The following is a 26,267-nucleotide window of genomic DNA, read 5'->3' on the forward strand; positions in this document are numbered from 1 at the left end:
CACCAAAATATTATCCATAATCAAAACAGAGAGAAAAATGTTCTCTCGGACATTCTACCAACTCCTTCAATACAAGCTGACTTGTGCTTCCTCCAATCCAGCTACCTACGATAGGCGGAATACCCATCCAATAGTTATCTATCAACAGTGTTTGGGATATCAACTCGCTATCATAAAAAATTAGTACGAGTACTATTGGGAAAACTGCAATAAAAAAGGAGCCTGCAACAAAAACGAGAATGGGTTTAAACCCAATAGACTTTAACTGCCCCAAGGACAAACTGCTCATGACCGCAATGATGGCCAAGGGAATAAAATAATCCCTACTAAAATTATGGATATCGGCCTGGGAATAATCCACATTGAAACCATAGGAAATTAAGGCTGGGATGATATAGGCCAATAAAATGGCAGGAACCCAATCGAAAAGGGATTTTACATGCCTATTTTCCCATCGATCTAGAAAGTACACGGCCAATACCGTAAAACCGTGAAATGAACCATGGCGCGAACATGGGTTCAATTTAGGTTATTTTACCCATCTATTTTCTGCAAAGGTTCGTCTTCAAACGAAAGTCCTTCAAATCCAGTTTTTATAAAATTTCTGATATTTTGATGTGAGTCTTCCTCTCGGATAATTTAATACCTCATCAAAATAATAATTACCAAAACAAGCTAATGTTTCTTCCCTGGAAAGTCCTTCCCTCAAGGCAAATGCAAATACTTTACAGGAACCTGAATTTTGGCCTTTCTCGTTTTTCAGATCTCCATTTTTAAATGCCGTAGGTACAAATTTGTAGTTAGACTCGATAATACCCATGGATTCCAAAAAGGTAATTTCCTTTGGACTTTCTTTCAGTTTTACCTTAAATTCTTTGATTGTCATATTTATTTGCTTTTTCCCCCTACCACTATCACTATCTCTCCCTTTGGAGGCTTTATAGTATAGTGTTTTAAAACTTCCTCCGCAGTACCACGTACCGTTTCCTCATACATTTTGGTTAGTTCCCTGGAAACGGAGACTGGTCTATCCGCGCCAAAATACTCCACAAAATTCGTTAATGACTTCAGCAATTTGTGTGGGGATTCATAGAAAATCATGGTTCTCGGTTCTTCCGCCAATTGGGTCAATCGTGTTTGCCTTCCTTTTTTTACGGGCAAAAACCCTTCAAAGACAAACTTGTCGTTTGGTAATCCGCTATTGACCAAAGCGGGAACAAAGGCAGTGGCACCCGGAAGACATTCTACTTCCACTCCTGCTTCCAAACATGCACGGGTCAACAAAAACCCTGGGTCGGAAATTGCCGGGGTTCCTGCATCTGAAATTAGGGCTATGGATGATCCCCCTTCGATTCGTTGCACAATACTCGCCACAGTTTTATGCTCGTTGTGCATATGGTGACTTTGCATAGGGGTTGTTACCTCCAAATGTTGTAAAAGCTTGCCGCTGGTTCTAGTGTCCTCCGCCAATATCAAGTCGACTTCCTTTAATATCCTAATGGCCCTTAGCGTAATATCCTCCAAGTTGCCAATGGGTGTAGGCACGATGTATAGTTTTCCCATGGTCACAAATGTAAAGACCCAACACCAAGTGTCGGGCCTCATCAATCTATAAATTTCGCTCTTATAAAAATCTACGTTCTATCAGTTCCATAAAGCGCATTTCATACTCTTCCTTTCCTTCCCAATTGTCATAATCGGCTTCACCATATTTTTAATGAAAGAAACGGAGCGCTCGTGGCTGTCTATGGTACTTAATTGTGACAACACTCTGTTATAATCCTCAGTGCTGCCATTAAATAGATGTTTAATAAACCCAAGCTTGTTATTCAAATCCACTTTTAGCTCCTTGTTTACCAATCTTTCGTTCAAAGATTTAGGAGTCTCCTGTTTTTTGGAGCTTACCGGTGGCATAAATAAATCCTTATCGTTCTTCATCAAATCGGCCTGGACATGAACTCGGTCAAGACCTCCTCCAGATTTTCCGAGTTGGGCATTTCTGAAACCATGTCCTTGATAGTATCCATACCAGGGGTCATAATATCCTCCTCATGCGGATTACTTTCTGGAACGGACGTATTAGCACGCATCACGGCGTTCGCCATTTTCTCAAACTTTTCGGCAATAACGTTCTTGGAAACGTCTACCTGAATGTCATTCAATTCCTCTTCTATGAACTTTAGTACCGCAATCTTTTCATACAGCTTTTTAGCAGCCTCGTATAAATCCGTAATATCATTGACCTCCTTGGAAGTAATGATATCCGTGGACATTTTAATCAGATCCGCCCTTAGTTTTTCCTTCATAACTACAAATTAGGTTATTCCGCGCTAATCCCGCACCTTTTTTTAATAACTTTAAGATTCTATGAATAGAACGGAAAAACCTCTTATTTTCGTTTAAAAATACAAAATGTTTCTCGAAAACACCGTTAATCACCAGGAACAATTCGGATGGATTGAAGTCATTGCCGGCTCCATGTTTTCGGGCAAAACCGAGGAATTGATACGCCGGTTGAAGCGGGCGCAATTTGCAAAACTCAAGGTCGAGATCTTTAAACCTATGGTCGATACGCGTTATGATGACGATATGGTGGTTTCCCATGATGCCAATGAGATACGTTCTACCCCAGTTCCTGCGGCCGCAAATATTCGCATTTTGGCGGACACCTGTGATGTTATTGGAATAGACGAAGCTCAATTTTTTGATGATGAAATCGTTACGGTATGCAATGATCTTGCCAACAAGGGTGTTAGGGTAATCGTTGCGGGATTGGATATGGATTTTAAAGGAAATCCTTTTGGTCCCATGCCGGCCCTTATGGCAACGGCGGAATATGTGACCAAGGTGCATGCCATTTGCACGAGAACAGGCAACTTGGCCAATTATAGTTTTAGGAAATCCAATAACGACAAGCTTGTCCTGTTGGGCGAAACGAACGAATATGAACCCCTAAGTAGAGGGGCATTTTACAAAGCGATGTTAAAAGAAAAGGTAAAGCACATGAATGTAGATTCTGAGGAAATTAAAGACCCTAATAAAAAGTCCAATGCCTAGGGCCACGGAAACGGTTCTAGAAATTGACTTGAAGTCACTAGAACATAATTATCATTTTTTACGTTCCAAATTAAACCAGGAAACTAAATTCCTTTCGGTAGTGAAAGCCTTTGCCTATGGCAGCGACGCTGAAAAAATTGCCCTTACATTACAGGATCTAGGTACGGATTACTTTGCCGTAGCGTATACTCAAGAGGGTGTTAGTTTGCGAAATGCGGGTATTACCAAACCTATTTTGGTCTTACACCCTCAGCCTATCAATTTTGACGTACTAATTGAGAGATGTCTAGAGCCTAGCATTTACTCTCCGAAAATTTTAAAAGAATTTCTCGAAACCGCCAAAAAACATGGGCAGAATAACTATCCCGTTCATATCAAGTTTAATACGGGACTGAACAGATTGGGTTTTTGGGAGAACGAAATTGATTTTATTGTTGCACATTTAAAGGGTCAGAATCATATTAAAATAGCCTCTATATTTTCGCACCTAGCGGCCTCCGAGGACATGACTGAGGATGAGTTTACCCGAAAACAAATTAGCACCTTCCATAAAATAATTGTGGAGTTGGGAGACCAACTTGGCTATACACCTTTTAGGCATTTGTTAAATACTTCCGGAATCATAAACTATACCGATGCACAATACGATATGGTTCGAAGTGGTATTGGGTTATATGGATATGGGAACGATGCAAAAATAGATAAGGCACTAAAACCTATCGCCACACTTAAAACGATTATATCGCAAATACATAAACTGGAACCTGGTGAAAGTGTAGGCTACAATAGAGCGCATAAATCATCCGGTTATACTACTACCGCTACTCTTCCTTTAGGTCATGCAGATGGAATAGGTAGGCACTATGGAAAAGGCAAAACCTACGTTATGGTCAACAATAAAATGGCCCCTATCATTGGAAACGTATGTATGGATATGATCATGATAGACATCACGAATATAGAATGTAAGGAAGGTGATGAGGTAATTCTATTTGGCCCACAGTTATCCGCCCATGACGTTGCCAAGACTGCCAATACGATTTCCTATGAATTGATTACGGGAATTTCTCAACGGGTCAAAAGAGTTTATGTGCCTTAAAAATTGATTCTTTCACATTTTATTAAGAACTATTTTTTCTTACATTGCAGCTATATTAACCACTTTAAACACTAAATCATGCTAAAGGAATTTAAGAACTTTATTATGACCGGAAATGTCATTGATTTGGCAGTTGCGGTAATTCTCGCCGGAGCCGTTGGACTGGTTGTTAACGGATTTGTGACCGACATTATGATGCCTATAGTAGGTCATTTTTCAGGTGGCTTGGACTTTGCCGATATGAAAATTGTATTGGACGAAGCTGTTGTAGGTGCCGGTGGCGAGGTTACAAAACCGGAAAATGCTATCATGTACGGTAAATGGGTCAACGCCATTATCAACTTGATAACCGTTGGTCTTGTATTGTTTATCATCGTTAAGGCATACAACAAAACTAAAAAGAAAGAGGAACCCGCACCGGAAGCACCAAAAGGCCCAACGGCTGAGGAGTTGCTAATGGAAATTAGGGATGCCCTAAAAAAATAATCGCCCATAAAGGGTAGACCGCTGCACCGCAGTTGAATTCTAAAACCGCCAATGTTGTTTCGCTAACAGCTTGGCGGTATTTTTTTATTCTATTTCATAAAAAAAGGCGCTCCAAGGTTTGAACTTCAATCAAGAAAAAATCCTTTAAACTCCCAATAGGATTAAGCAGAAATCCTTCACTTAACACAAATTGTTATATTTTAAACTTTTTGTTATATTTTAATTATTAATATGGGATTCTCTTGCCTAGCTCCGGGTATTACCTATTTTTGCGCCAGCAATTAAAAATTAATACATATGAAGGTAGCTGTTGTAGGTGCCACGGGAATGGTAGGTGAGGTCATGTTAAAAGTATTGGCTGAACGTAATTTCCCCATTAGTGAATTATTGTTGGTGGCTTCAGAACGATCTGTAGGTAAAAAACTTTCTTACAAGGGCGAAGAATATACCGTTATTGGATTAGCGGATGCGGTTGCTGCAAAGCCGGATATCGCCATTTTCTCTGCCGGTGGGGACACCTCATTGGAATGGGCCCCCAAATTTGCAGCAGCGGGTACCACCGTTGTGGACAATTCCTCCGCTTGGCGTATGGACCCGGACAAAAAGTTAGTGGTTCCGGAAATCAATGCAGACGTTTTAACTCCCAACGATAAAATTATAGCGAATCCAAACTGCTCTACGATACAATTGGTAATGGCACTTGCGCCACTTCACAAGAAGTACCGGATGAGAAGAGTTATTGTTTCCACCTATCAGTCGGTTTCAGGTACAGGGGTCAAAGCAGTACAACAGCTGGAGAACGAAATTGCCGGAGTCAGTGGAGAAATGGCCTACCCCTATCCTATTGGCCGTAATGCCCTGCCCCATTGTGATGTGTTCCTGGAAAACGGTTATACCAAAGAGGAAATGAAACTGGCCCGTGAACCACAAAAAATATTGGACGACAGAACTTTTTCAGTAAGTGCCACTGCCGTCCGTATCCCAACATCAGGAGGTCATTCAGAATCCGTCAACGTGGAGTTCCATAATGACTTTGATTTAAATGAAGTACGACAAATTTTAAACGATACTCCTGGGGTCACTGTTCAGGACAATCCGGATACCAACACGTATCCAATGCCAATATACGCCCACGATAAGGATGAGGTTTTTGTAGGAAGGATTCGTAGGGATGAAACCAATCCCAATACCTTAAATATGTGGATCGTTGCGGATAATCTTCGAAAAGGAGCGGCCACCAATGCGGTTCAAATTGCGGAATACTTAGTGGCAAAGGAACTGGTCTAGCGACTTCTTTTAGAGAATGTTAAAACCTTCAAAACACCTCTGTTTTGGAGGTTTTTTTGTGGTATTTTTAGCCTGACTAATTCAAAAATACTATGAAAAAAATCGCTTTCTTTTATTGCGCTGCCATAGCTTTGTCAGCCTGTAAAACAGAAACAAAAAAAGAGCCCATCGCCGTGAATTACCCGTAAACTGCTAAAGTCGACACCGTAGATACCTATTTTGGAAGCGAAGTAAAAGATCCCTATCGCTGGCTGGAAGATGATCGAAGTCCCGAAACCGAAGCCTGGGTAAAAAAACAGAATGAGACCACTTTTGGATACCTTGAAAACATTCCATACCGAAACGACCTAAAAAGTCGATTGGAAAAATTGTGGAATTATGAAAAAATAAGCGCCCCCTTTACCGAAGGCGACTATACTTATTTCTATAAAAATAATGGGCTTCAGAACCAATATGTTGTTTATAGAAAAAAGGGAAATGAGGAAGCTGAGGTATTTCTCGACCCAAATACTTTTTCCGAAGATGGCACTACCTCCTTGGCAGGACTACGTTTCACCAAAGACGGTTCCCTAGCGGCCTATCTTATTTCTGAGGGAGGTAGCGATTGGAGAAAGGCCATTGTTATGAATACTGAGACTAGGGAGGTTGTGGAAGATACCTTAGTGGACATCAAATTTAGTGGTATATCATGGAAGGGAAATGACGGGTTTTACTATTCCAGTTATGACAAACCCGAAGGCAGCGAGCTCTCCGCTAAGACGGACCAACATAAAGTATACTATCATAAATTAGGGACTTCCCAATCACAAGACGAACTTGTATATGGTGGTATTCCAACAGAAAAACACCGTTATGTAGGGGCCAGTGTTACGGAAGATGAAAAATATCTTGTTATTTCCGCATCCGTTTCCACCTCGGGGAACAAACTGTTCATAAGAGATTTGGAAGATCCTAACGGACTCCTAATTCCCATTGTGAACGATACGGATTCTGACACTTACATTATTGAGAATGTAGGTTCAAAACTATATATCGTAACCAACAGAAATGCCCCAAACCAAAAAATAGTGACCGTTGATGCTAAAAATCCTTCCCCGGAAAATTGGGTGGATTTTATCCCGAAACGGAAAATGTGCTAAGTCCTAATACGGGAGGAGGTTACTTCTTTGCCGAGTATATGGTCGATGCCATTTCAAAAGTATTTCAGTATGATTACGAGGGTAATTTAGTACGGGAAGTGGAACTACCTGGTGTGGGAAGTGCCAGCGGTTTTGGAGGAAAGAAAGAGGAAAAGGAATTCTATTTCTCCTTTACCAACTACAACACTCCGGGTTCCTCCTATAAGTACGACGTGGAAACCGGTCAATACGAGCAATATTGGAAACCTGAAATCGATTTTAATCCAGATGATTACGAATCGAAGCAGGTGTTTTATACTTCAAAGGATGGCACCAAAGTTCCTATGATCATCACCCATAAAAAAGGGATTGAATTGAATGGAAAAAACCCTACAATTTTATATGGTTATGGCGGTTTCAATGTAAGTCTTACCCCATCGTTCAGTATTGTAAATGCTGTTTGGATGGAGCAAGGCGGTGTGTACGCCGTTCCCAATCTAAGAGGTGGAGGCGAGTATGGAAAAAAATGGCATAATGCAGGTATTAAAACTAAAAAGCAGAATGTTTTTGATGACTTTATAGCAGCTGCGGAATACCTCATCGATAACCAATACACCTCTAAGGAATACCTGGCCATCCGTGGAGGATCTAACGGGGGACTTTTGGTAGGCGCCACGATGACCCAACGGCCTGATTTGATGCAAGTGGCATTACCAGCCGTAGGTGTTATGGATATGCTTCGCTATCATACGTTTACCGCAGGAGCCGGTTGGGCCTATGACTATGGAACTTCTGAGGAAAGTGAAGAAATGTTCAACTATCTCAAGGGATATTCGCCTGTTCATAATGTAAAGGAAGGAACGGCATATCCGGCGACCTTGGTCACTACGGGCGACCATGATGACCGGGTAGTACCGGCACATAGTTTTAAATTTGCGGCCGAATTACAAGAAAAACAGGCGGGAGACAATCCAACGCTTATCCGAATAGAAACCAATGCCGGTCATGGTGCGGGAACACCTGTAAGCAAGACCATAGAACAATATGCGGATATCTTTGGGTTTACGCTTTACAATATGGGCTTTGAAGAACTCCCTAATCAATCGGTGATGAAGGAGTTTAAGGGTTAATGGAGTATTGTATCAATAATTAAATGGAAAATCCGTTCTTTATATAGGACGGATTTTTTATACCAAACAGAATAGGGCACTATTTATGCTTCGAATAGAAAATGTTTCATATAGCTACGATACGGAAGCCGTATTGGAAAATATAGACCTCAGGATCCAACGTAGGGAACATGTGGCCATCATTGGGGAAAGTGGTTGTGGAAAAAGTACCCTATTAAAAATCATCTACGGCCTGATGGATCTTGAACAGGGTGAAATCTATTGGGAAGACGAACCCGTTTTGGGACCGCGTTCAATGCTGGTACCAGGGGCACCTTTCATGAAATATCTTTCCCAAGATTTTGACCTGATGCCCTTCACGTCGGTAACGGAAAATATCAGTGAATACCTTTCTGTATTCTATCCCAAGGAGCTTAAGGAACGTACCCAAGAGCTATTGGAAATGATAGAGCTTACGGATTTTGCCAATACCAAAGTGAAAAATCTTAGTGGGGGACAACAGCAACGTGTTGCATTGGCGCGTGTATTGGCCCAAAAACCGGAAATACTCCTACTGGATGAACCCTTTAGCCATATAGACAACTTTCTAAAAAATGGGCTGAGAAGAAATATCTTCAAGTACTTAAAGGATAATGGTATAACCTGTATTGTGGCTACCCATGATTATCAAGATGTGTTGCCCTTTACGGACAGGGTGGTGGTGCTTAAAGACAAGACGGTTATGGCCAAAGGAAAACCTTTGGACTTATACAAAAATCCCAGGAGTCTCTATATAGCCTCCTTGTTTGGCGAGGCGAATAGTATTTCCATAGATGTATTGAAGTCTTATGCCAATACAAAGCGTAAAATTATTGTGTATGCCCATGAGTTCAGGGTTTCCGGGAACTCCGGTATACCTACGGTCGTGCATACTTCCTACCCCATGGGTCCTACTATTTGGTTAAGGGAGAAACAGAAGATGGGGAGCCTCTGTTCTTCCATTCCAACAAAGAATTACCTGAGAACAAAAAGGTCTTTCTTAATGTAGCCATTGAGACCATTAACCAAAGATTGCAGCAAACACCTTCCATTTAACGGCAAATTGCGTCTCTAGTCTAGTATCTTAAAATTTTTTATTAATTAATGAACTAAACCCTAGTTCCTTACGTTAAGGAATAAATTTTTCAAATTTTATAATCATGAAAAGATTTCATCTTATCCTTACCCTAGTAGTGTTTACCTTATTGCTAGTACCCATTTTTATCAACTAAGAACTCACTAACAGTTTGTTACCTTTGTCCAAAATGTCAATTTGGACAAGGAAACGATTTTAAAGGAACTTCAATTCAAGGCCGTTCGCAGTAGTGGCCCCGGGGGACAGCATGCCAATAAGGTGTCCTCCAAAGTGGAGCTGTCCTTTGATTTGGAAAATTCTAGTGGGCTTTCGGAAACGGAAAAATCCCGCATTTCCAAAAAATTGGTCTCCAAGCTCACCAATGAAGGGATACTAATCTTTCAATGTGACGAATCCCGAAGTCAACATAAAAACAAGGATTTGGTCATTAAACGATTCTTTGATGTGTTGGAAACCGCATTAATCGTTAAAAAGAAACGAAAGGCCAGCAAACCCTCTAAATCGGCCATAGAAAAGCGGTTGAAGTCCAAAAAGGCCAATGCCGAAAAAAAGGCAAATCGGAACAAACCCGACTTTTAACCCGGAATATGCATTAGGGGAGCGTCGTGAAGGTAAAAAGCGCAATAAAATAAAGTGGTTTGGACATTTTGGCATAGCACCGCTATGGTGAAATTAAAAATACAGCGTAGCGTATTATTTTGAAGCGATTTTTAGCTGTAACACCTTTTCTAAAGCATAATCCGGGTTTAAGCTACCGTATTTACCAAAGTTCCTATCCCGTCAATAGTGATGGTGATAACATCGTTTGATTTTAAGGTAAAATCGGCCGAGGGAACAATTCCGGTACCCGTCATGAGCAAACTGCCATTCGGAAAGGAACACTCGCGATATAGGTATCCCACAATATCGGTTAACTTTCGCTTCATTTGATCTATCCCTATGGAACCCTCAAAAACTACCTTGTTATCCCGTGCTATTTGCAAATGTATTTTGGTGGATGAAGCTAAAGGCTCCTCTGTAAGCAGAATACAGGGGCCTACGGCCGCACACCCATCATAAGTCTTCGCCTGTGGCAAGTATAATGGGTTCTCCCCTTCAATACTTCGGGAACTCATATCATTGCCAATGGTATACCCTATAATTTTACCGCTCGAGGTGATAGCCAAGGTAAGCTCCGGTTCGGGTACATCCCACTGCGAATCTTTCCTGATTCTAACCTTACCTCCATGACCCACCGTTCTATTTGCAGTGGCCTTAAAAAATAACTCCGGACGCTCCGCCTCATAGACCCTGGCATAAAAACTACTCCCTCCGGCCTCTTTGGATTCAGCTTCCCTTCCTAATTTACTATTGAAATAAGTGACTCCGCTGGCCCATATTTCCTGACTTTGCACGGGGGGCAACAACTCATTTTGCAACAAATCCGATGCGTCCTCAATTTGATTTTCTAGATTGATCCTATTCTTCAGGTTAAGCAGGATAGCATCATCATTAATAAAATCATCCCAATTGATGTCCTTCAATAAATGGAAGGTTGTCTTGTTTTCAACTAGAATTCCCTTCGTTGTATGATATATTTTCATCCCTATAGGTTTATCCAAAAATTGTATATAAAATAAAGACGGTTATGGCTCCGGTAAGGCCCAACAATCCACTACCCAAACTGAATAGGCGATAGCCATTTTTTACATTCATACCGCTCATTTGGGTTACTACCCAAAAGAAACTATCATTGGCGTGTGAAACCACGGCGGACCCTGCACCAATAATTACCACCACCAAAGCCTTCTGAACATCGGATTCAAACCCTAAAGAGGACATCATGGGATAAATAATAGAGGCGGCGGTTACCAAGGCCACTGTAGAGGAACCTTGGGCGGATTTTATGGCCGCAGCGATAATAAAGGGTAATAATATACCCAAATTATACCCACTTAATAATTCTCCCAGGGTATCAGCTATACCCGAATTCTGTAATATTTTTCCAAAAATCCCCCCGGCTCCCGTAATTAAAATTATGGCGGCTGCATCCATAATGGCCTTTCCAATCCATCCGGAAGAGGAAACCATGTCATATTCCAGTTTTTTTGGCAACAATAAGCACAAAAACACCCCAATCAATAAGGCGATGACCGGTTCCCCAATGAAATTGATCAGGTCTATAAAACCATTATCCAGTCCTGTTCGCTCAGGGTTCAAAACCGACCTTAATACAATTAAAATTATGGGGATTATGATGGGAATAGAGGATTTTAAGGCACTGGGTCGTGCCTCATGTGTTTGCTTGGTATCGGAACCTCCGATGAGCTCGGGTGCTATATAGGTTTTGGAGGCATATTTTGCCGCAAAGAAAATCCCTGCCACCAAGGCAATGACACTTATAGGAAACCCAAAGGCAATTACCAATCCCAAATCGGCGCCTAAAATTCCCGCTGCAGCGATAGGCCCAGGTGTCGGCGGTACCATTGTGTGTGAGGCCATCAATCCCAATCCCAAGGCAATGGCAGGATCAGCAATGGATATTTTAGCCTTTTTGGAAAGGCTCTTGGAAAGGGGGTGCAACAGTAGAAATCCGCTATCCGCAAAAACGGGAATGGAAACGATATAGCCCAAAACCCCCATGGCGGTAATGATGCGTTTCTTACCAATAAAGTTCAAGACCTTTTCTGCAATAGCAAAGGCACCTCCGGTATTTTCCAAAAAGGCCCCGATAATGACCCCCAATACGATGATCAATCCTATTTTTCCCAGCGTCCCCCCAAAACCCTCATTGATGGATACAATGATATCGGAGTAGGACATCCCAGCGAAAAGACCATAGGCCAAAGAAACGATCAAAAGCGCCATAAAGGCATGAACCTTTAAGCGCGTGGTCAGGAAAATAATGGCTACAATGGCCAGCAATAAATATATAAGTACCATACTAGTGTAAATCTCTTTCTACTTTGGAGCCCGAACCTCCTACCAAGAAGTCCAAGTCGGCTCCCTGGTCTGCCTGTTCCACATGATCGATGTACATTTTCACATAACCCCGATCGGCCATTGGTTTGGGGGGAACCCATTCCTTTTTCCGCTTATCCATTTCAGCATCCTCAATATCCAAATGAAGGGTGCGCTTCTCTACATCGAGTTCGATCCAATCCCCGTTCTGTACGATGGCCAAGGTCCCGCCCACCGTGGATTACGGAGAAACATGCAAGACCACAGTACCTGCGGCCGTGCCGCTCATGCGTCCATCGGAAATACGAACCATATCCGTAATGCCCTTTGCCAACAATTTTTTAGGAAGGTGCACATTCCCCACCTCCGGCATTCCTGGATAGCCCTTGGGCCCTACCCCTTTCAGGACAATCACACTATTCTCGTCAATATTCAGGTTGGGGTCGTCTATGCGTTCATGGTAATCCTCCATGGTTTCAAAGACCACGGCCTTACCCCGATGTTTCATCAATTTGGGCGATGCCGCCGATGGCTTTATGACCGCGCCTTTTTCACAAAGATTTCCCTTAAGTACGGCAATACCCGATTTCTTTTGGAAAGGGTATTCCAAATTGGCGATGACATCCGTATCATAACAAATGGCGTCCTCATAATTTTTGGTGAAGGTAGTTCCGTTAACGGTAACTGGCTCTTTATGGAGCAAAGGGGTCAATGCGTTGATGACCACGGGCAGCCCCCCAGCATAGTAAAAATCTTCCATCAGGTATTTTCCGGAAGGCTTCATATTCACCAATAAGGGAATCTTACTACCAATGGTGTCAAAATCCTGTAATTTAAGATCAACCCCGATCCTACGGGCTATGGCGGTGAGGTGAATGATCAAGTTTGTGGAACCTCCTACGGCCGCATTCACAATAATGGCATTTTCAAAGGCCTTTCTTGTCAATATTTTGGATAGGGTCAGGTCTTCCTTCACCATCTCCACAATACGTCGGCCGGACAGCTGGGCGTACATTTTTTTACGGGAATCCGCTGCGGGAATGGAGGAAAATCCTGGTAAGGTAAGCCCCAATGCCTCGCACATGGTCGCCATGGTAGACGCGGTGCCCATGGTATTACAATGACCGATACTTCGTGCCACACAGACCTCAGCCTCGCGAATGTCCGCTGCGGAATACCCTTGGTTTTCCTGTCGCTCCTTGATCATCCAGTTCATGGAGCCGGAACCTACCTTTTCTCCACGAAAACGTCCACTCAACATGGGTCCGCCCGGCACCACAAGGGTAGGAAGATCTACACTACAAGCCCCCATAATCGTTGAGGGAGTAGTCTTATCACAACCCGTTAACAATACGATACCATCCAAGGGATTGGCCCTTATGGATTCCTCGGTATCCATACTGGCCGATTTCGAAAGAGCATGGTCGTAGGCTTCATAATGGTTTCACCCAAGGACATCACGGGAAACTCCATGGGTACGCCCCCAGCTTCCAAAATTCCCTTTTTTACGACCTCGGCAAAATCCCGGAGGTGGCCGTTGCAAGGAGTCAATTCGGACCAGGTATTACAGATGCCGATGACGGGCCTACCTTCAAAATAATCATCGGGATAACCTTGATTGCGTAACCACGAACGGTGTACAAAACCCATTTTCCCATCATCTCCGAACCATTCGGAACTTCGCAATTTTTTGTCTTTACCCATAGTCAGATTGGCAACAAATTTTAATTTGCCTTCAAGATAGGTAAAAAAATCACGGATTTTTTAGGATATTGATAAAAGGGAAAAGTCCTTCCCGTTAAAGGAAATACTCTCTCCAGCCGATTTGCCTAACAAGAGTTTTCCAATAGGTGTTGCAGGGGAAATACAGTAAATAGCGCTGTTTTCGAACTTCACTTCACCGGAAGAAATAGCGATATAGTAATACGGTCCGTTGGTTTCAATCAGCGCTCCCATTCCTGCGATACTGTTTTGGGAATCGGGTTTGACCCGGTTCATGACCAACTGCATTTTTTCGGTCTCGGCCAATTGTGCCCCCAATTTTTCCCGTTCCAATTGCACCATGGCCCTACCGGTTTCGTGTTTATCGCCAGCGGTGCTTTTAGTTTCGGAAGTCAAAGATTCTTCTACCTCCTTTATCTGCTTTTTAAGACGGGACATTCTGCCGGATACAAAATCCAAGCAGTGTTGATAGGCAATTTTCTTAATTTCCGGCTTCTTCTTCAACGTGGTACAGATCGGCAAGTTTATAGATAAGAAAGTTAATCATTTGATTGGTTCCCTGCCCTTCGTCCACCATATTTTCAATGGCTTCCCGGTTTTCCTTTTTAAAATAGTCCAAATCACCCGATCGATTCTCACTAAAGATATTCCAGGACCGCAAACCGCTCAGCATGGCCCTGTGTGCCTGAAACTTCCGTTCCGCTTCCTCCCGCGCTCTTTTAGTGGCATTTGGGTCATTATGAACGAGCTTGTACTGCGCCTCGATTTGGGCATCCAACTTTTCCGCTTCGGTAATGATCTTAAAATAGGCACGGGAAACCAAGGATTGGTAGCGTTCCTCAAAAGCCGATTCTCCTCAAAATCTGAATTGGATTCCGGAACGATTTCATCTTCCGTGCTCACATACATTCCGGTAGTTTCCGCATCATTGTTTGGTTTCAGGGACTCTTTCCACGCCTGTGATTGTATCATCTCCCGCCAAACATCATTGTACCGTTTCTGATATTTGGTCCGGTTCACCGCACAAGAAGACAGCAGGCAAACAAAAATTAATGTACTAAGGAAACTTCTTCCCATATAATGGAGTTCTCTTTTTATAAAAAAAGCAAAAGAATAGGAAGATGTTCTAAAGGCTTGGGGCACTTTATTCCCGGAAATGGGAACATGCAATATAACAAGAATTTAAAAACCCTATGGGGGTTGGGGATAAGAAGGAGCAAAAATAGTTGAACGGCAGTTTTTCCTAAAACAGGTCGGCCAATTGCCTGCCCACTAAAGTCCCAATGGCAATACCCATCCCCCCAAGACGGACGCCACAAGCAACATTTTCAGATAGTTGTTTGATGATGGGCCGTTTACGGGAACCAACGCCCATAATACCGCTCCACCCATAATCGATTTCAATTTCATGATTGGGTAAAATGACCGTTTTTAAAAGTTCTTCCAATTTTTGTTGAACAAGTGGTGTGGAACCGAATTTGGTCGTCTCCTCGGCACCGAAATCAAGATTTCTACCTCCTCCGAATAGGATTCGGTCATCAATGTTTCGAAAATAGTAATAGCCCTCATCAAAATGGAACGTACCCTTGATCGCCAACCCCGGTATCGGTTTGGTGATGATCACTTGGGCCCTTGCTGGGTGTACTTCCTCCTTTAGCAACAGTTTGGCAAAGCCGTTCGTAGCGACCAAAAGAGTATTCGTTTTAAACTCAAAATCGGCACCTATTACCGAGACCGCATTGCCACTGTCCTCTATCTGTTTGACCTCGGTGGCATTTAAAATTTGTATACGCGAACTTTGGGCCTTGTGCAATAGGGAGCGCATCATCTTTCCGGTATCTATCTGTCCTTCGAAAAGATGGGTGATGTAGTTTTCCTTAATCCCCTTAAAATGGAAGGTATTGGCCGAAATCGTAAATGGAGCTTCCTTAAAAATAGGTTTCAATAGGGAATTGGCATAGTCCAATTGATCTAAACAGTTTTCGTAGAGGCCGGCATCTTTTTCCAAAAAGAGTTCATGCCCACCATATTCCAAATATCCAATGTTCTTATCGCCCAATAATGTTCTAAGGGATTGGATGCCCTCATAGCGCTGTTGCACCAACTGCAGCAGTTCTTCCTCAGTATGGGATTTTAAATCGGACAGGATTTCGGAAATACTGCCAAAACAGGCAAATCCGGCATTTTTGGTACTGGCGCCTTGGGGCAATACCCCACGTTCCAGTACAAGGATATTCGCTTTGGGCTGTTTTTCCTTGAGTCGCAACGCACAGGTCAACCCCACGATACCGCTCCCGACGATGGTAAAATCTACCTCGGACAACCACGAGGTTCGTTCCCAATAGCTCCAATTCATGGCCGTACCTGTTTCTGAATCCACGACAGTATCGTATCGAGTGCCTCCGGGGCCAAGGTCTCGGATAGTTGTCCGTATTCGGCAGGGGAACCTGTAGCACTTTCCTGGAACAAGTGGTTTAACTTGGGCAGCTCTTTTACGGTCACCTGCATATTTCCACCTCTCTCCAAGGCCGTTTGTATGGCCGGTAAATTCTCTTGGGGAGGCACTTGTAAGTCCTTTTCTCCATTGATGGCCAATACGGGGCAATTCACTTCCTCCAAAGCATTGGCCGGGTCGTACCGTATAAAATGCAACCACCATGGATTGAGCAGTTGGTCTACTTTTATTTGGGCATAGGTGTCCGCGTCCACCCCAGGAGGTTTGGTACTGTCCGGATGTTCCTTAAGGTATTGGGTAAGGTCCGAACTTAACTGAGCAAGGTCCGTGGATTCCTTGATCATGGTAAAGACAGTCCTATTGGCTGTTTCAATATCCATCAACATAGTTTCGCTGAGTCCGGACACTTTTCCAACGGCCCGTTGCTGCAACAACAGCAACTCATCCCCGGGAATCCCTACCCCCGCCATGAGCACGATAAAAGCAATGTCGTTATCCCGACTTGCCACCATGGGCGCGATCATGCCCCCTTCGCTATGGCCGACAAGCCCTATATTGTTTTTATCTATTTCTTGTCTTGTACGTAAATAGGTCACGGCGGCTTCCACGTCCTCTGAAAAATCCTCACTGGTGGCCGATTCAAAATTCCCGGTGGACAGGGCCGTACCACGGTCGTCATAGCGGAGGACGGCAATGCCGTTTCGGGTAAGATGATCCCCCAGGATCAAGAAAGGCCGATGTCCGAACAATTCCTCGTCCCGGTTTTGAGGCCCGCTGCCACTGATCAGGACTACTACCGGGAAAACACCTTCTTTTTGGGGCAGGCTCAAGGTCCCAGCCAGTTCAATATTTGCCCTTTCATTTCTAAAGGTGACTTCTTCCGTGTAATAGGGATAGGGTTTTACAGGTTCTTGGGGACGTAGTACGGTTTCCTTTTGTGCAACTTCCCGGCTCAGTTCCAAGGGCATGATTTGCCCAAATTGGTTAAAGTCGCCGGTAATAGTGCCTTCCTCGTTTAACGTACCCTCATATACGATCCCTAGATTGGGCATGTTTATATGTAATACTTGATTTTCAAACGTTGTGGAAGTTACCGGAATATCCTTCGCCCCTTGATCGGGACTGTCCATGGTGGCGGAATAGCCCTCTTCCCCGTCCTGAATATGAAATACCACCCGTAATTGAATGCCCTGCACTTTTAGCATACCATGCCAATCTCCGGTGATGTCTTGGGCGGTTACCGTGAAGGCTGTAATAAATAAAATAAGGACTGTGGGGAGGGTTTTCATAAAGGATTAAACTTCTTGTTTAAAGATAGTTGATCCATAAGGTTTCTACCTATTTTGTTAGTCCTTTATTCCATTCCAAATATCCGAGATACATCTTCCAATCTTGATTGACTTTTTCCGAGACAATCACGTATTTTCCTTTCCAGCTAGCTTCCGTGCCATCTGCCCTTAGGGTGATACCTTCGTAGTAGCCGTAATCATAGGCTTCATTTCCCATAATCTTGATTTCTTCAGGAGTTATCTTATGGTATTTTGTTTGAACCCCTTCAGGCAGGATCCAATACCTAATGATAGCTTCCCGGCCCTTAATTATTTCTCTGTTATTTGGAAATATTTTAGCATCATCTGTATATGCATCACCAATGGATTGATACGCCGAATTCATGACTGCATTTGAAAAGCCTTTGATATTGGAAAGTATTAAGTCAATATCCTCTTGATTGCCCTGGAAGTTTTGAGCGTGAACGGCGAACGTAAAAAAGAACAAGGGAATTAGAGTAAGTGTTTTCATATAACTCATTGTAATTATTGCCGACGGTTTAGCTATGAACAGTACGGGAGCAAACTGGCGTTTGCTTTCCTCCACGCACATAGCGAAATCTTTTTGTTTTGATTTACTTTTTCTTGTCAAGAGCAAAATCCAAAAGATTTTGCGGACTTTATAAAAATACGCAAACCATTCGTCAAAGCCTTTAACCCGTATTGGCTATAGGTTTTGTTAAAGCTAGTTTTCATTTACAATATATTTGAAAGTAAATCCATTTTTTAATACAATTCCTTCCAATGCGATATTGTATAATTCCCATACTTTTTTCGCAAAATATTCTCCGTCTTTCTCTTTTATAACTATAGCCTTATTGTGATTCAGTTTTGGACAAAATAACATTCCAAATTCGCCTTGCGGAAAATGAATTGCAACTCCAGGTTTGTAAACATTTACAGACCTTAGGTAACAGATGCTATATCCGCCAATTGGCGCTCCACCAACATTCATCGGAGTAAAATGTTTGCCACCGGGCACTTTGATTTTTTGATTAGCAAAACTAAACTCTGCCTTAAATTCATAAATGAATATCAAAGATTTCAAATCTTGATGATAAACTGTATCTACGCCAATTTGGAAATCGCTAACTGAAGAGATTTGTTCATCCTTGATAACCTCTGAAAAAGCTATTCCCATCCGAGCGAATTCTGCTTTTCCTTTATTCTTCTCATTATGGTATTCGCTTTGATATTTATTAAATCCATTAATGTCTCCAATCCATAAGTTAGTATGGTCTAAAAACATTTTGCCTTCTGAAATTTTGTAAATGATTGGTTTGTTCTCGAATAGCGTTGCTAAAATAAAATCTGTTTCGAAATTAGATTCATGGTGCAGTTGTCCACATCGATTAAAAAGTTCTTTGAAATTTTTGATTTTCCCTTGATAAAATTCATCTAATACTTTTTCTGCAAAATAGACTTTGCCAGCAAATCCAATGCAAGTGTCTCGGATTGAGAATTATAGTTTTGAGACTGCCAAAAAGAGGGTTATTTCGTACCGCCGTTTCGTCCGTTATTTTCGAGTCAGATATAATTTTAATTTTATCTTCTCTTATTTTGGCAACGATAAGCGTCATTTAATTTCTGTGGATTTTAAATTAGCCCCGACGGTTTGGCTAAGCGTAGTGCGGAGGCAAGGAAACTTTTCGTTTCCGTCTGAGCACGAAGCTAGAGCTTTTGGTTTTGCTTTTTCTTTTTTTGTCCAAAGCTAAATCCCAAAGATTTAGCGACATCATAAATATACACAGACCTTTAGAATTAGCCCTAAAGCCCGCATTACATTTAGGCTTTGTTGGCAAACGTTATTTCGTCAGGCTTTCGAAGTATATTTCCACACTTTTCCTCAATCCGAGATATTAAATTGTGGGAATTAATTATTTCAGGCATTTCATTTAATTTCCCAACTCTTTGTTCAATTTCATCAACTTCATTTTCAGGTAATTTGTAAATGTGTTGAACATCAGATGTACCAAAACTTTCTTCTATGTCATTTAGATTTTGCGTTTCCTCATTTAAGCGTAATGAAATTGAATTAAAATTAGTCTCAAACTCCTTAATTTTACTTTTCAGGTCGCAGGAAGCAGTAGCTTTTCTCGATGAAAAACGTCCATTAGTTTTAGGTATTCCGCTCTCCATTCAGTAATTCGAGTTTTTAATCCATCGTGAGAGAATGATTCAGGGTTAAAGAGAGCATAATTTTTATAATGCAAGTTGACCATTTTATCATAAATAGTTTTCAAAGCATCAATCTGTAAATTGTTGAATTTAGAAAATTTGATTTCACTCTTTTTAAGCTGATTTTTGAAACGTTCTAATTTTTTAGAAACTATTACCGTTTGTGCAATTTGAAATCCCGAATAATAATTATAAGTCCAATTATTGCGTAAATATGATATTCCTTATACTCCGCAAAGTATTTTTCCAATAAATGTTCTATTTGTTCTGTTTGTAGTGTAATTCCCATCTAGGTCATAATGTTTGCCAACAATTATATATAATCAATAATTATATACCCACTATACACCTAAGATAATTAAATCCTTTTTAGGAAAAGGATTACAGGTTTATGGTTCGTGGGTTTTTGATTGTCATTTGACATAAATCTATTATGGTTGTTGCATTTTGGATTTTGACATTTCGACTCCCTTCGGCTACGCTCAGGGTGCGCGCTCGGGACAAGCTACTCAGGGCAGGCCGCTCAGTGACCCCATAAATAAAAAAACTCCAACATCGCTGTTGGAGTTTTACTTTTTAATTTTCAGGTGGGGGTCCATCTTAAAATCGTTCATAAAGGCGGTAGTATAGTTCCCCGCCAAATAATGCGGGTGATTCATCAACTGCCTATGAAAGGGTATCGTGGTCTTTATCCCCTCGATCACAAACTCGTCCAAGGCCCTTTTCATCTTATTGATCGCTTCTTCCCGCGTCTGTGCCGTGGTAATCAATTTGGCGATCATAGAATCATAGTTGGGCGGTATGCTATAGCCACTATATACATGGGTATCCATACGAACCCCATGGCCTCCCGGGGTGTGCAAGGTGGTAATCTTGCCCGGTGATGGTCTAAAGTTGTTATATGGGTCCTCCGCGTTGATCCTACACTCAATGGAATGTAGTTTTGGTATATAATTTTTACCGGGAGATAGGTACCCCGGCCGCTACCAAAATCTGCTCACGGATCAAATCGTAATCAATCACCTGCTCCGTAATGGGGTGCTCCACCTGTATACGGGTGTTCATCTCCATAAAGTAGAACTTACGGTGTTTGTCCACCAAAAACTCTACCGTACCGGCTCCTTCGTACTTTATATATTCCGCCGCTTTTACGGCCGCTTTTCCCATTTCGTCACGGAGTTTGTCCGTCATAAACGGGGAAGGTGTTTCCTCCGTTAATTTTTGATGGCGACGCTGTACGGAACAATCACGCTCGGATAGGTGACAGGCCTTACCATATTGGTCGCCCACTACCTGGATCTCAATATGTCCGGGCTCCTCGATCAGCTTTTCCATATACATCCCTCCGTTTCCGAAGGCTGCCGTGGCCTCTTTTACCGCACTTTCAAAGTGTGCCTCCATCTCATCCTCGCTCCAAACGGCACGCATTCCCTTACCACCACCTCCGGCAGTGGCCTTGATCATGACGGGATAGCCCATTTTCTTGGCCGTCTTCTTGGCATCGGCCAAATCCTTTAACAATCCGTCCGATCCGGGTACACAGGGTACACCAGCCGCCTTCATGGTCGCCTTGGCCGTAGCCTTATCGCCCATACGGTCTATCTGCTCCGCGGACGCCCCAATGAACTTGATATCGTGCTCCGCACATATTTTGGAGAACTTGGAGTTTTCCGAAAGGAAACCGTAGCCTGGATGAATGGCGTCCGCATTGGTGATTTCGGCCGCCGCAATAATATTGGGTATTTTTAAATAAGATTCGCTACTGGGTGCAGGTCCTATACATACGGCCTCATCCGCAAAACGCACATGAAGGCTTTCCTCATCGGCCTTACTGTACACCGCTACCGTTTTTATACCCATTTCCTTACAGGTACGGATAACGCGCAGCGCAATTTCTCCCCTATTTGCAATCAGTATTTTTTTAAACATGTCTTGATCTTTTAGTGAACGTCTTACATCATATCCATTGGGGAAGTACCCAATGTACCGGTCAAATACCGATTTATGCTGGGTCTACCAAGAACAATGGCTGGTCGAACTCCACAGGTGAAGAATCGTCTACCAATACCTTCACAATGGTACCTGATACTTCAGACTCTATGTCGTTGAACAACTTCATGGCCTCGATGACACAAAGTACGTCACCGGCACCGATCTTATCCCCTACCTCAACAAAAGCGGGTTTGTCCGGAGATGGTTTTCTGTAGAAGGTTCCAATGATAGGCGATTTGATCGTGATGTATTTGGAATCGTCCTCTTTCTTTTCCGCTTCCTTGGCAGGGGCCGCAGGAGCAGCAGGTGTCTCTGCCTGTGCTTGTGGTGCAGCCGCAGGTGCTACGGGCGCTTGGGCCATAGGAATGGATTGTACAAATGTAGTTTCGCCACTACCTGGGCTACCGGTACGGATGGTAATCTTGATGTCATCCGTCTCCAATTTTACTTCACTAGCTCCGATTTAGCTACGAACTTAATTAGGCTTTGAATTTCTTTAATATCCATAGTTGTAAAAAAATGTTAGTTGGTCTTCCAATTAATAGGCCCACTTCAAATAAATGAATCCCCAAGTAAATCCACCTCCAAAGGCGGCAAAAACTAAATTATCTCCTTTTTTTAATTTGTCCTCGTAATCGCTTAACAGCAAGGGCAACGTAGCCGAAGTGGTGTTCCCGTACCGTTGGATATTCATCAATACCTTGGATTGGTCCAACCCCATGCGGTTGGCCGTGGCATCGATGATACGTTTATTGGCCTGGTGCGGTACCAGCCACGAAACATCGGTATCCGTAAGATTGTTCCGTTTCATGATGCGTTCCGCTACATCTGCCATATTGGAGACCGCAAACTTGAATACGGTCTTCCCGTCCTGAAATATAAAATGTTTTCTATCCTTTACGGTCTGTTCCGTTGCGGGCATCAGGACCCTCCCCCTTCCATACCCAGGAACTGTCGTCCCGAACCATCGGCCCTTAGGTATTCGTCCTTTAGGCCCAATCCTTCCTCATTGGGTTCGAACAACACGGCACCGGCACCATCCCCAAAGATGATACAGGTGGTACGATCGGTATAATCTATGATGGAGGACATCTTATCCGCCCCGATCAACAATACCTTTTTGTATTTACCCGATTCAATATAGCTGGCCGCAGTGGACATCCCGAACAAAAAGCTGGAGCATGCCGCCAAAAGATCGTAGGCAAATGCGTTTTTAGCACCTATTTCCGAAGCTACAAAGGCTGCCGTAGAGGCGACCATGCTGTCCGGAGTGGCGGTAGCCACGATGACCAAATCTATTTCCGCAGGGTCCAAGTTTTTCTTTTCAAGGATTTTCTTGGCCGCTTGGATGGCCGAGATAGGAAGAACCTTCACCTTCCTCCTTTTTTAATATTCGTCGTTCCTTTATTCCGGTTCTCGGTAGTGATCCATTCGTCATTGGTTTCTACCATTTCTTCCAACATTTTATTGGTGAGGACAAATTGGGGAACATAGCCTCCCACAGCGGTTATGGCTGCTGTAATTTTGGTCATATTTTAATTGCTTTCGTGTGAAAAACTTTCAAAAACACGTCAAAAGTTGTGAAAATTAGTGATTTTCATCGACTTTTTGTGGCAAAACAACCTGTTTTTGAAAAAAATCATGGTCTTATATCGAATCAAATCCAAAATACTGTATTATCCGATACCCATACCCTTTGGTAGAGTTTTGGCTAAAAAAAACTCCCGCTTCTAACGAAGTGGGAGTTATTCCTTAATTTCTTAAAAACGCATTATGCCTCGGCTTCCTCGGTTTTGTCCATCAAAATCTGACCTCTGTAATACAATTTACCTTCGTGCCAGTGGGCTCTGTGGTACAAATGCATCTCTCCAGTTGTAGAATCTGTAGCCAATGTAGGTGCAACCGCTTTGTAATGTGTTCTTCTCTTGTCTCTCCTAGTTTTGGATGTTTTTCTTTTAGGATGTGCCATTTGTAACCTTATTTATCCGTTAATAGTTTTTTTAATTCGTCCCAACGGGGATCACTTTCGTTGTTATCTTTTTTCTTGTCCTTTGGCTGAAGTTCCTGGAGTCTTTCCAAGGCTTCCGATTTTAATGTGCCGTCCGCGATACCCGGATGTACCCTTTTTTGGGGCACTGCCAAGATAATCATTTCATAGATGTACTGCGCTACGTTGATCTGATGCTCGCCATGGGGCAAAATGAGAATTTCATCGTCGTCATCGTCATATTCCTCCCCAAACTTTACCACTAGCTCCATGCTGCCCTCAATCGACTGATCGTAAGGCTCACTAGTAAGATCGCAATCAACGTTCACCGTCCCCGTCGCTTCAAAATCAAGTTCCAACATGGTACTTGTCTTGTTCAGCACGACCGTTAGGTCAACAGCTACTTCATTAAATTCGTCGTAACCAAAAGATTCAAAGAACTTGTTGTCGATTTCATACTTAAAGTCGTGCTTTCCTTGTTTCAACCCTGAAAAAGGAATAGTATACTCCTTTTGCTTCATCACGTACAACTCTTAATATTAAATCCTTACCTTAAAAGGCGGGTGCAAAGATACTATTATTTTGATAACGGACAATAGTTATCAACTATTTATCTTTATAACTTTTTTGGGGCAAAAAACTAACGTTCCCGCTTGACCCGCTGCTTCTTTAAAACGTTTTCCGTAAGCTCCAAATATTCCGTTCTGTTCCTGAATATCTTGATGGCCATGAACACCGCTTCCTTAAAGGAACTATGGTCCGCTTGGCCCTTGCCAGCAATCTCATAGGCGGTACCGTGATCCGGGGACGTTCGCACCTTGTTCAGGCCGGCTGTAAAATTGACCCCCCGCCCAAAAGAAAGGGTCTTAAAGGGTATAAGGCCTTGATCGTGATAGGCCGCCAATACGGCATCGAAATTTTTATAATTGTCCGAACCAAAAAAGCTATCCGCGGAATAGGGACTAAAGACCAAATGGCCATTATTCGCCATTTCCTTGATGACCGGTTTCAGTACCTCATCGTCTTCCTTTCCGATCACCCCATTATCACCGCTATGGGGGTTGATTCCCAAAAGCGCGATTTTTGGTTTACGGATGGCAAAATCCATTTTCAAGGATTTCTCTATCGTATTCACTTTGTCGCGTATCAATCTGGGTATGATGGCCGAAGCCACATCCTTTACCGCTACATGGTCCGTCAACAGACCTACTTTTAGGTCGTCCGTGACCATAAACATCAGACTTTCCCCTTCCAGTTCCTGTGCCAGGAAAATCAGTGTGTCCCGGGAACTTAAAATCCTCGGCCTGTATGTTGTTCTTGTTGATGGGCGCCGTCACCAAGACATCGATATCGCCCTTTTTTAAAGCGGCCACAGCGGCTTTTAGGGATTGCAAGGCGAAACCGCCCGCTTCCTTGGTCGCTTCCCCGAACTTGATTTCGGGTACCTGTTTCCAAACATTTACAATGTTCATCTTTCCATCAACCGCCTTGGAAGCCTCATGAATCCCATTGAAGGGAATGGAAATGCCCAAAGCTTTTTGCTGCCCCGAAATGGTCTTGTTGGAGGCAAAAATGACCGGGGTACAAAAATCGAACATACGGGTATCCTCAAAAGTCTTTAAGACCACCTCACACCCGATCCCGTTTAAATCACCGATGGATATACCCAACTTTATGTTCCCTTTTTCCTCCATTATATCTGTATCTTTGTATGCGAATTTAGGCTTCAAAATTACTTAAATAAAACGACACATGTTTACCGGAATCATTGAAACATTAGGGATCGTTGCCCAATTGGAATCCAAAGGGAGCAACTTGGATATCACGGTCTCTTACGGCATTACTTCGGAACTTCAAATAGATCAAAGTGTGGCCCATAACGGGGTCTGTTTAACCGTGGTAGGGATTTCGGGTAACGACTATACGGTCACCGCCATAGCCGAGACCTTGAAAAAAACCAACTTGGGCGAATTGAAAGTGGGCGATACGCTCAATTTGGAACGTGCCATGATCATGGGAGCCCGGTTGGATGGGCATATTGTTCAGGGACATGTGGATCAAACAGGTGTTTGCACCAACATTAAAGAGGAAAACGGCAGTTGGGTTTTCTCTTTTGAATATGATGTCGCTACCGGAAATCCTACCATTGAAAAGGGTTCCATTACCATTGATGGTACGAGCCTGACGGTGGTAAATTCAGGAAAAAACACCTTTGATGTTGCCATTATACCCTACACCTACGAACACACCAGATTCAACACCTATAAAGTAGGTACTAAGGTAAACCTAGAGTTTGATGTGATTGGCAAATATGTGGCCAAGTTGATGGGAATGAGGTAAAGGTTGATGGTTACTTACCACTTTTCGGTTTCAT

At 42.8% G+C, this 26,267-nt stretch carries 25 protein-coding genes and 6 pseudogenes; 8 read left to right on the forward strand and 23 right to left on the reverse strand.

The window, feature by feature from the left end; all coding sequences use genetic code 11:
• Nucleotides 1-10: 10 nt before the first annotated feature.
• The 6 genes from NYZ99_RS19195 to NYZ99_RS22480 form a co-directional block, all read right to left on the reverse strand.
• Nucleotides 11-523, reverse strand: a complete 513-nt coding sequence (locus tag NYZ99_RS19195; RefSeq protein ID WP_260572704.1) for a DUF819 family protein — start codon at nt 521-523, stop codon at nt 11-13.
• An 11-nt stretch (nt 524-534) separates the two neighbouring features.
• Nucleotides 535-609 carry a hypothetical protein gene (locus tag NYZ99_RS23105; RefSeq protein ID WP_420845237.1) on the reverse strand — a complete coding sequence of 25 codons (75 nt, stop codon included), beginning with the start codon at nt 607-609 and terminating at the stop codon, nt 535-537.
• Nucleotides 581-886 (reverse strand): HopJ type III effector protein, encoded by a 306-nt coding sequence (locus tag NYZ99_RS19200; protein WP_420845149.1) that lies wholly within the window; start codon nt 884-886, stop codon nt 581-583. Before NYZ99_RS19200 ends, NYZ99_RS23105 begins: the two co-directional genes overlap by 29 nt.
• A 2-nt stretch (nt 887-888) precedes the next feature.
• A complete protein-coding gene (gene rsmI / locus NYZ99_RS19205) occupies nt 889-1,563 on the reverse strand; it encodes a 16S rRNA (cytidine(1402)-2'-O)-methyltransferase (protein WP_260575288.1) in 675 nt (224 codons plus the stop codon).
• An 81-nt stretch (nt 1,564-1,644) separates the two neighbouring features.
• A complete protein-coding gene (locus tag NYZ99_RS22475; RefSeq protein ID WP_338039150.1) occupies nt 1,645-1,938 on the reverse strand; it encodes a hypothetical protein in 294 nt (97 codons plus the stop codon).
• Nucleotides 1,938-2,306, reverse strand: a complete 369-nt coding sequence (locus tag NYZ99_RS22480) for a hypothetical protein (RefSeq protein ID WP_338039151.1) — start codon at nt 2,304-2,306, stop codon at nt 1,938-1,940. The genes NYZ99_RS22475 and NYZ99_RS22480 overlap by 1 nt, the downstream gene beginning before the upstream one ends.
• A gap of 106 nt (nt 2,307-2,412) precedes the next feature.
• Here NYZ99_RS22480 and NYZ99_RS19215 point away from each other — a divergent pair, with 106 nt between their 5' ends.
• The 7 genes and pseudogenes from NYZ99_RS19215 (at nt 2,413) to arfB (ending at nt 9,870) form a co-directional block, all read left to right on the forward strand.
• A complete protein-coding gene (locus NYZ99_RS19215) occupies nt 2,413-3,057 on the forward strand; it encodes a thymidine kinase (RefSeq protein WP_260572705.1) in 645 nt (214 codons plus the stop codon).
• Nucleotides 3,050-4,156, forward strand: coding sequence for an alanine racemase (gene alr, locus NYZ99_RS19220; protein ID WP_260572706.1), 1,107 nt, complete (start codon nt 3,050-3,052; stop codon nt 4,154-4,156). Before NYZ99_RS19215 ends, alr begins: the two co-directional genes overlap by 8 nt.
• A 78-nt stretch (nt 4,157-4,234) precedes the next feature.
• A complete protein-coding gene (gene mscL / locus NYZ99_RS19225) occupies nt 4,235-4,642 on the forward strand; it encodes a large conductance mechanosensitive channel protein MscL (RefSeq protein ID WP_260572707.1) in 408 nt (135 codons plus the stop codon).
• A gap of 297 nt (nt 4,643-4,939) precedes the next feature.
• Nucleotides 4,940-5,929, forward strand: a complete 990-nt coding sequence (locus NYZ99_RS19230) for an aspartate-semialdehyde dehydrogenase (protein ID WP_260572708.1) — start codon at nt 4,940-4,942, stop codon at nt 5,927-5,929.
• A gap of 92 nt (nt 5,930-6,021) precedes the next feature.
• Nucleotides 6,022-8,177 (forward strand): annotated as a pseudogene (locus tag NYZ99_RS19235) (prolyl oligopeptidase family serine peptidase).
• An 85-nt stretch (nt 8,178-8,262) separates the two neighbouring features.
• Nucleotides 8,263-9,204, forward strand: a complete 942-nt coding sequence (locus NYZ99_RS19240) for an ABC transporter ATP-binding protein (protein ID WP_338039152.1) — start codon at nt 8,263-8,265, stop codon at nt 9,202-9,204.
• A 264-nt stretch (nt 9,205-9,468) separates the two neighbouring features.
• Nucleotides 9,469-9,870 (forward strand): alternative ribosome rescue aminoacyl-tRNA hydrolase ArfB, encoded by a 402-nt coding sequence (gene arfB / locus NYZ99_RS19245; RefSeq protein WP_260572709.1) that lies wholly within the window; start codon nt 9,469-9,471, stop codon nt 9,868-9,870.
• 167 nt (nt 9,871-10,037) lie between these two features.
• Here arfB and NYZ99_RS19250 read toward each other — a convergent pair whose 3' ends face one another.
• The 17 genes and pseudogenes from NYZ99_RS19250 to pdxA form a co-directional block, all read right to left on the reverse strand.
• On the reverse strand, nt 10,038-10,874 hold the full coding sequence (locus NYZ99_RS19250; protein WP_260572710.1) for a fumarylacetoacetate hydrolase family protein: 837 nt from the start codon (nt 10,872-10,874) through the stop codon (nt 10,038-10,040).
• Nucleotides 10,875-10,884: 10 nt separating this feature from the next.
• Nucleotides 10,885-12,213, reverse strand: coding sequence for a GntP family permease (locus tag NYZ99_RS19255; protein ID WP_260572711.1), 1,329 nt, complete (start codon nt 12,211-12,213; stop codon nt 10,885-10,887).
• Between the two features lies 1 nt (nt 12,214).
• A pseudogene (locus NYZ99_RS19260) lies at nt 12,215-13,630 on the reverse strand (dihydroxy-acid dehydratase).
• Complete coding sequence (locus NYZ99_RS19265) at nt 13,609-13,935, reverse strand: dihydroxy-acid dehydratase domain-containing protein (protein WP_260572712.1); 327 nt, start codon at nt 13,933-13,935, stop codon at nt 13,609-13,611. Before NYZ99_RS19265 ends, NYZ99_RS19260 begins: the two are co-directional and overlap by 22 nt.
• 60 nt (nt 13,936-13,995) lie before the next feature.
• Nucleotides 13,996-14,457 (reverse strand): GreA/GreB family elongation factor, encoded by a 462-nt coding sequence (locus NYZ99_RS19270; protein ID WP_260572713.1) that lies wholly within the window; start codon nt 14,455-14,457, stop codon nt 13,996-13,998.
• Nucleotides 14,435-14,776, reverse strand: coding sequence for a hypothetical protein (locus tag NYZ99_RS19275; RefSeq protein ID WP_260572714.1), 342 nt, complete (start codon nt 14,774-14,776; stop codon nt 14,435-14,437). Before NYZ99_RS19275 ends, NYZ99_RS19270 begins: the two co-directional genes overlap by 23 nt.
• Nucleotides 14,777-15,196: 420 nt before the next feature.
• Complete coding sequence (locus NYZ99_RS19280; RefSeq protein ID WP_260575289.1) at nt 15,197-16,309, reverse strand: NAD(P)/FAD-dependent oxidoreductase; 1,113 nt, start codon at nt 16,307-16,309, stop codon at nt 15,197-15,199.
• A complete protein-coding gene (locus NYZ99_RS19285; RefSeq protein ID WP_260572715.1) occupies nt 16,306-17,697 on the reverse strand; it encodes an alpha/beta hydrolase family protein in 1,392 nt (463 codons plus the stop codon). The genes NYZ99_RS19280 and NYZ99_RS19285 overlap by 4 nt, the downstream gene beginning before the upstream one ends.
• Before the next feature lie 49 nt (nt 17,698-17,746).
• Complete coding sequence (locus NYZ99_RS19290) at nt 17,747-18,289, reverse strand: YybH family protein (protein ID WP_260572716.1); 543 nt, start codon at nt 18,287-18,289, stop codon at nt 17,747-17,749.
• 132 nt (nt 18,290-18,421) lie between these two features.
• Nucleotides 18,422-18,985 carry a hypothetical protein gene (locus NYZ99_RS19295; RefSeq protein ID WP_260572717.1) on the reverse strand — a complete coding sequence of 188 codons (564 nt, stop codon included), beginning with the start codon at nt 18,983-18,985 and terminating at the stop codon, nt 18,422-18,424.
• Between the two features lie 536 nt (nt 18,986-19,521).
• Complete coding sequence (locus NYZ99_RS19300; protein WP_260572718.1) at nt 19,522-19,875, reverse strand: hypothetical protein; 354 nt, start codon at nt 19,873-19,875, stop codon at nt 19,522-19,524.
• A gap of 608 nt (nt 19,876-20,483) precedes the next feature.
• A pseudogene (accC, locus tag NYZ99_RS19305) lies at nt 20,484-21,843 on the reverse strand (acetyl-CoA carboxylase biotin carboxylase subunit).
• 73 nt (nt 21,844-21,916) lie between these two features.
• Nucleotides 21,917-22,413 (reverse strand): annotated as a pseudogene (accB, locus tag NYZ99_RS19310) (acetyl-CoA carboxylase biotin carboxyl carrier protein).
• A gap of 31 nt (nt 22,414-22,444) precedes the next feature.
• Nucleotides 22,445-23,438, reverse strand: a pseudogene (locus tag NYZ99_RS19315) (beta-ketoacyl-ACP synthase III).
• A gap of 239 nt (nt 23,439-23,677) precedes the next feature.
• Nucleotides 23,678-23,875: a 50S ribosomal protein L32 gene (gene rpmF, locus NYZ99_RS19320; RefSeq protein ID WP_260572719.1), complete on the reverse strand. Its 198-nt coding sequence runs from the start codon at nt 23,873-23,875 to the stop codon at nt 23,678-23,680.
• An 8-nt stretch (nt 23,876-23,883) separates the two neighbouring features.
• On the reverse strand, nt 23,884-24,414 hold the full coding sequence (locus NYZ99_RS19325; RefSeq protein ID WP_260572720.1) for a YceD family protein: 531 nt from the start codon (nt 24,412-24,414) through the stop codon (nt 23,884-23,886).
• A gap of 119 nt (nt 24,415-24,533) precedes the next feature.
• A pseudogene (gene pdxA, locus NYZ99_RS19330) lies at nt 24,534-25,587 on the reverse strand (4-hydroxythreonine-4-phosphate dehydrogenase PdxA).
• Between the two features lie 58 nt (nt 25,588-25,645).
• Between pdxA and NYZ99_RS19335 the strand changes: the two are divergent.
• Nucleotides 25,646-26,233, forward strand: a complete 588-nt coding sequence (locus NYZ99_RS19335; protein WP_260572721.1) for a riboflavin synthase — start codon at nt 25,646-25,648, stop codon at nt 26,231-26,233.
• The last annotated feature ends 34 nt before the right edge of the window (nt 26,234-26,267 follow it).

The sequence above is a fragment of the Maribacter litopenaei genome, assembly GCF_025244665.1.
Classification (GTDB): Bacteria; Bacteroidota; Bacteroidia; order Flavobacteriales; family Flavobacteriaceae; genus Maribacter; species Maribacter litopenaei.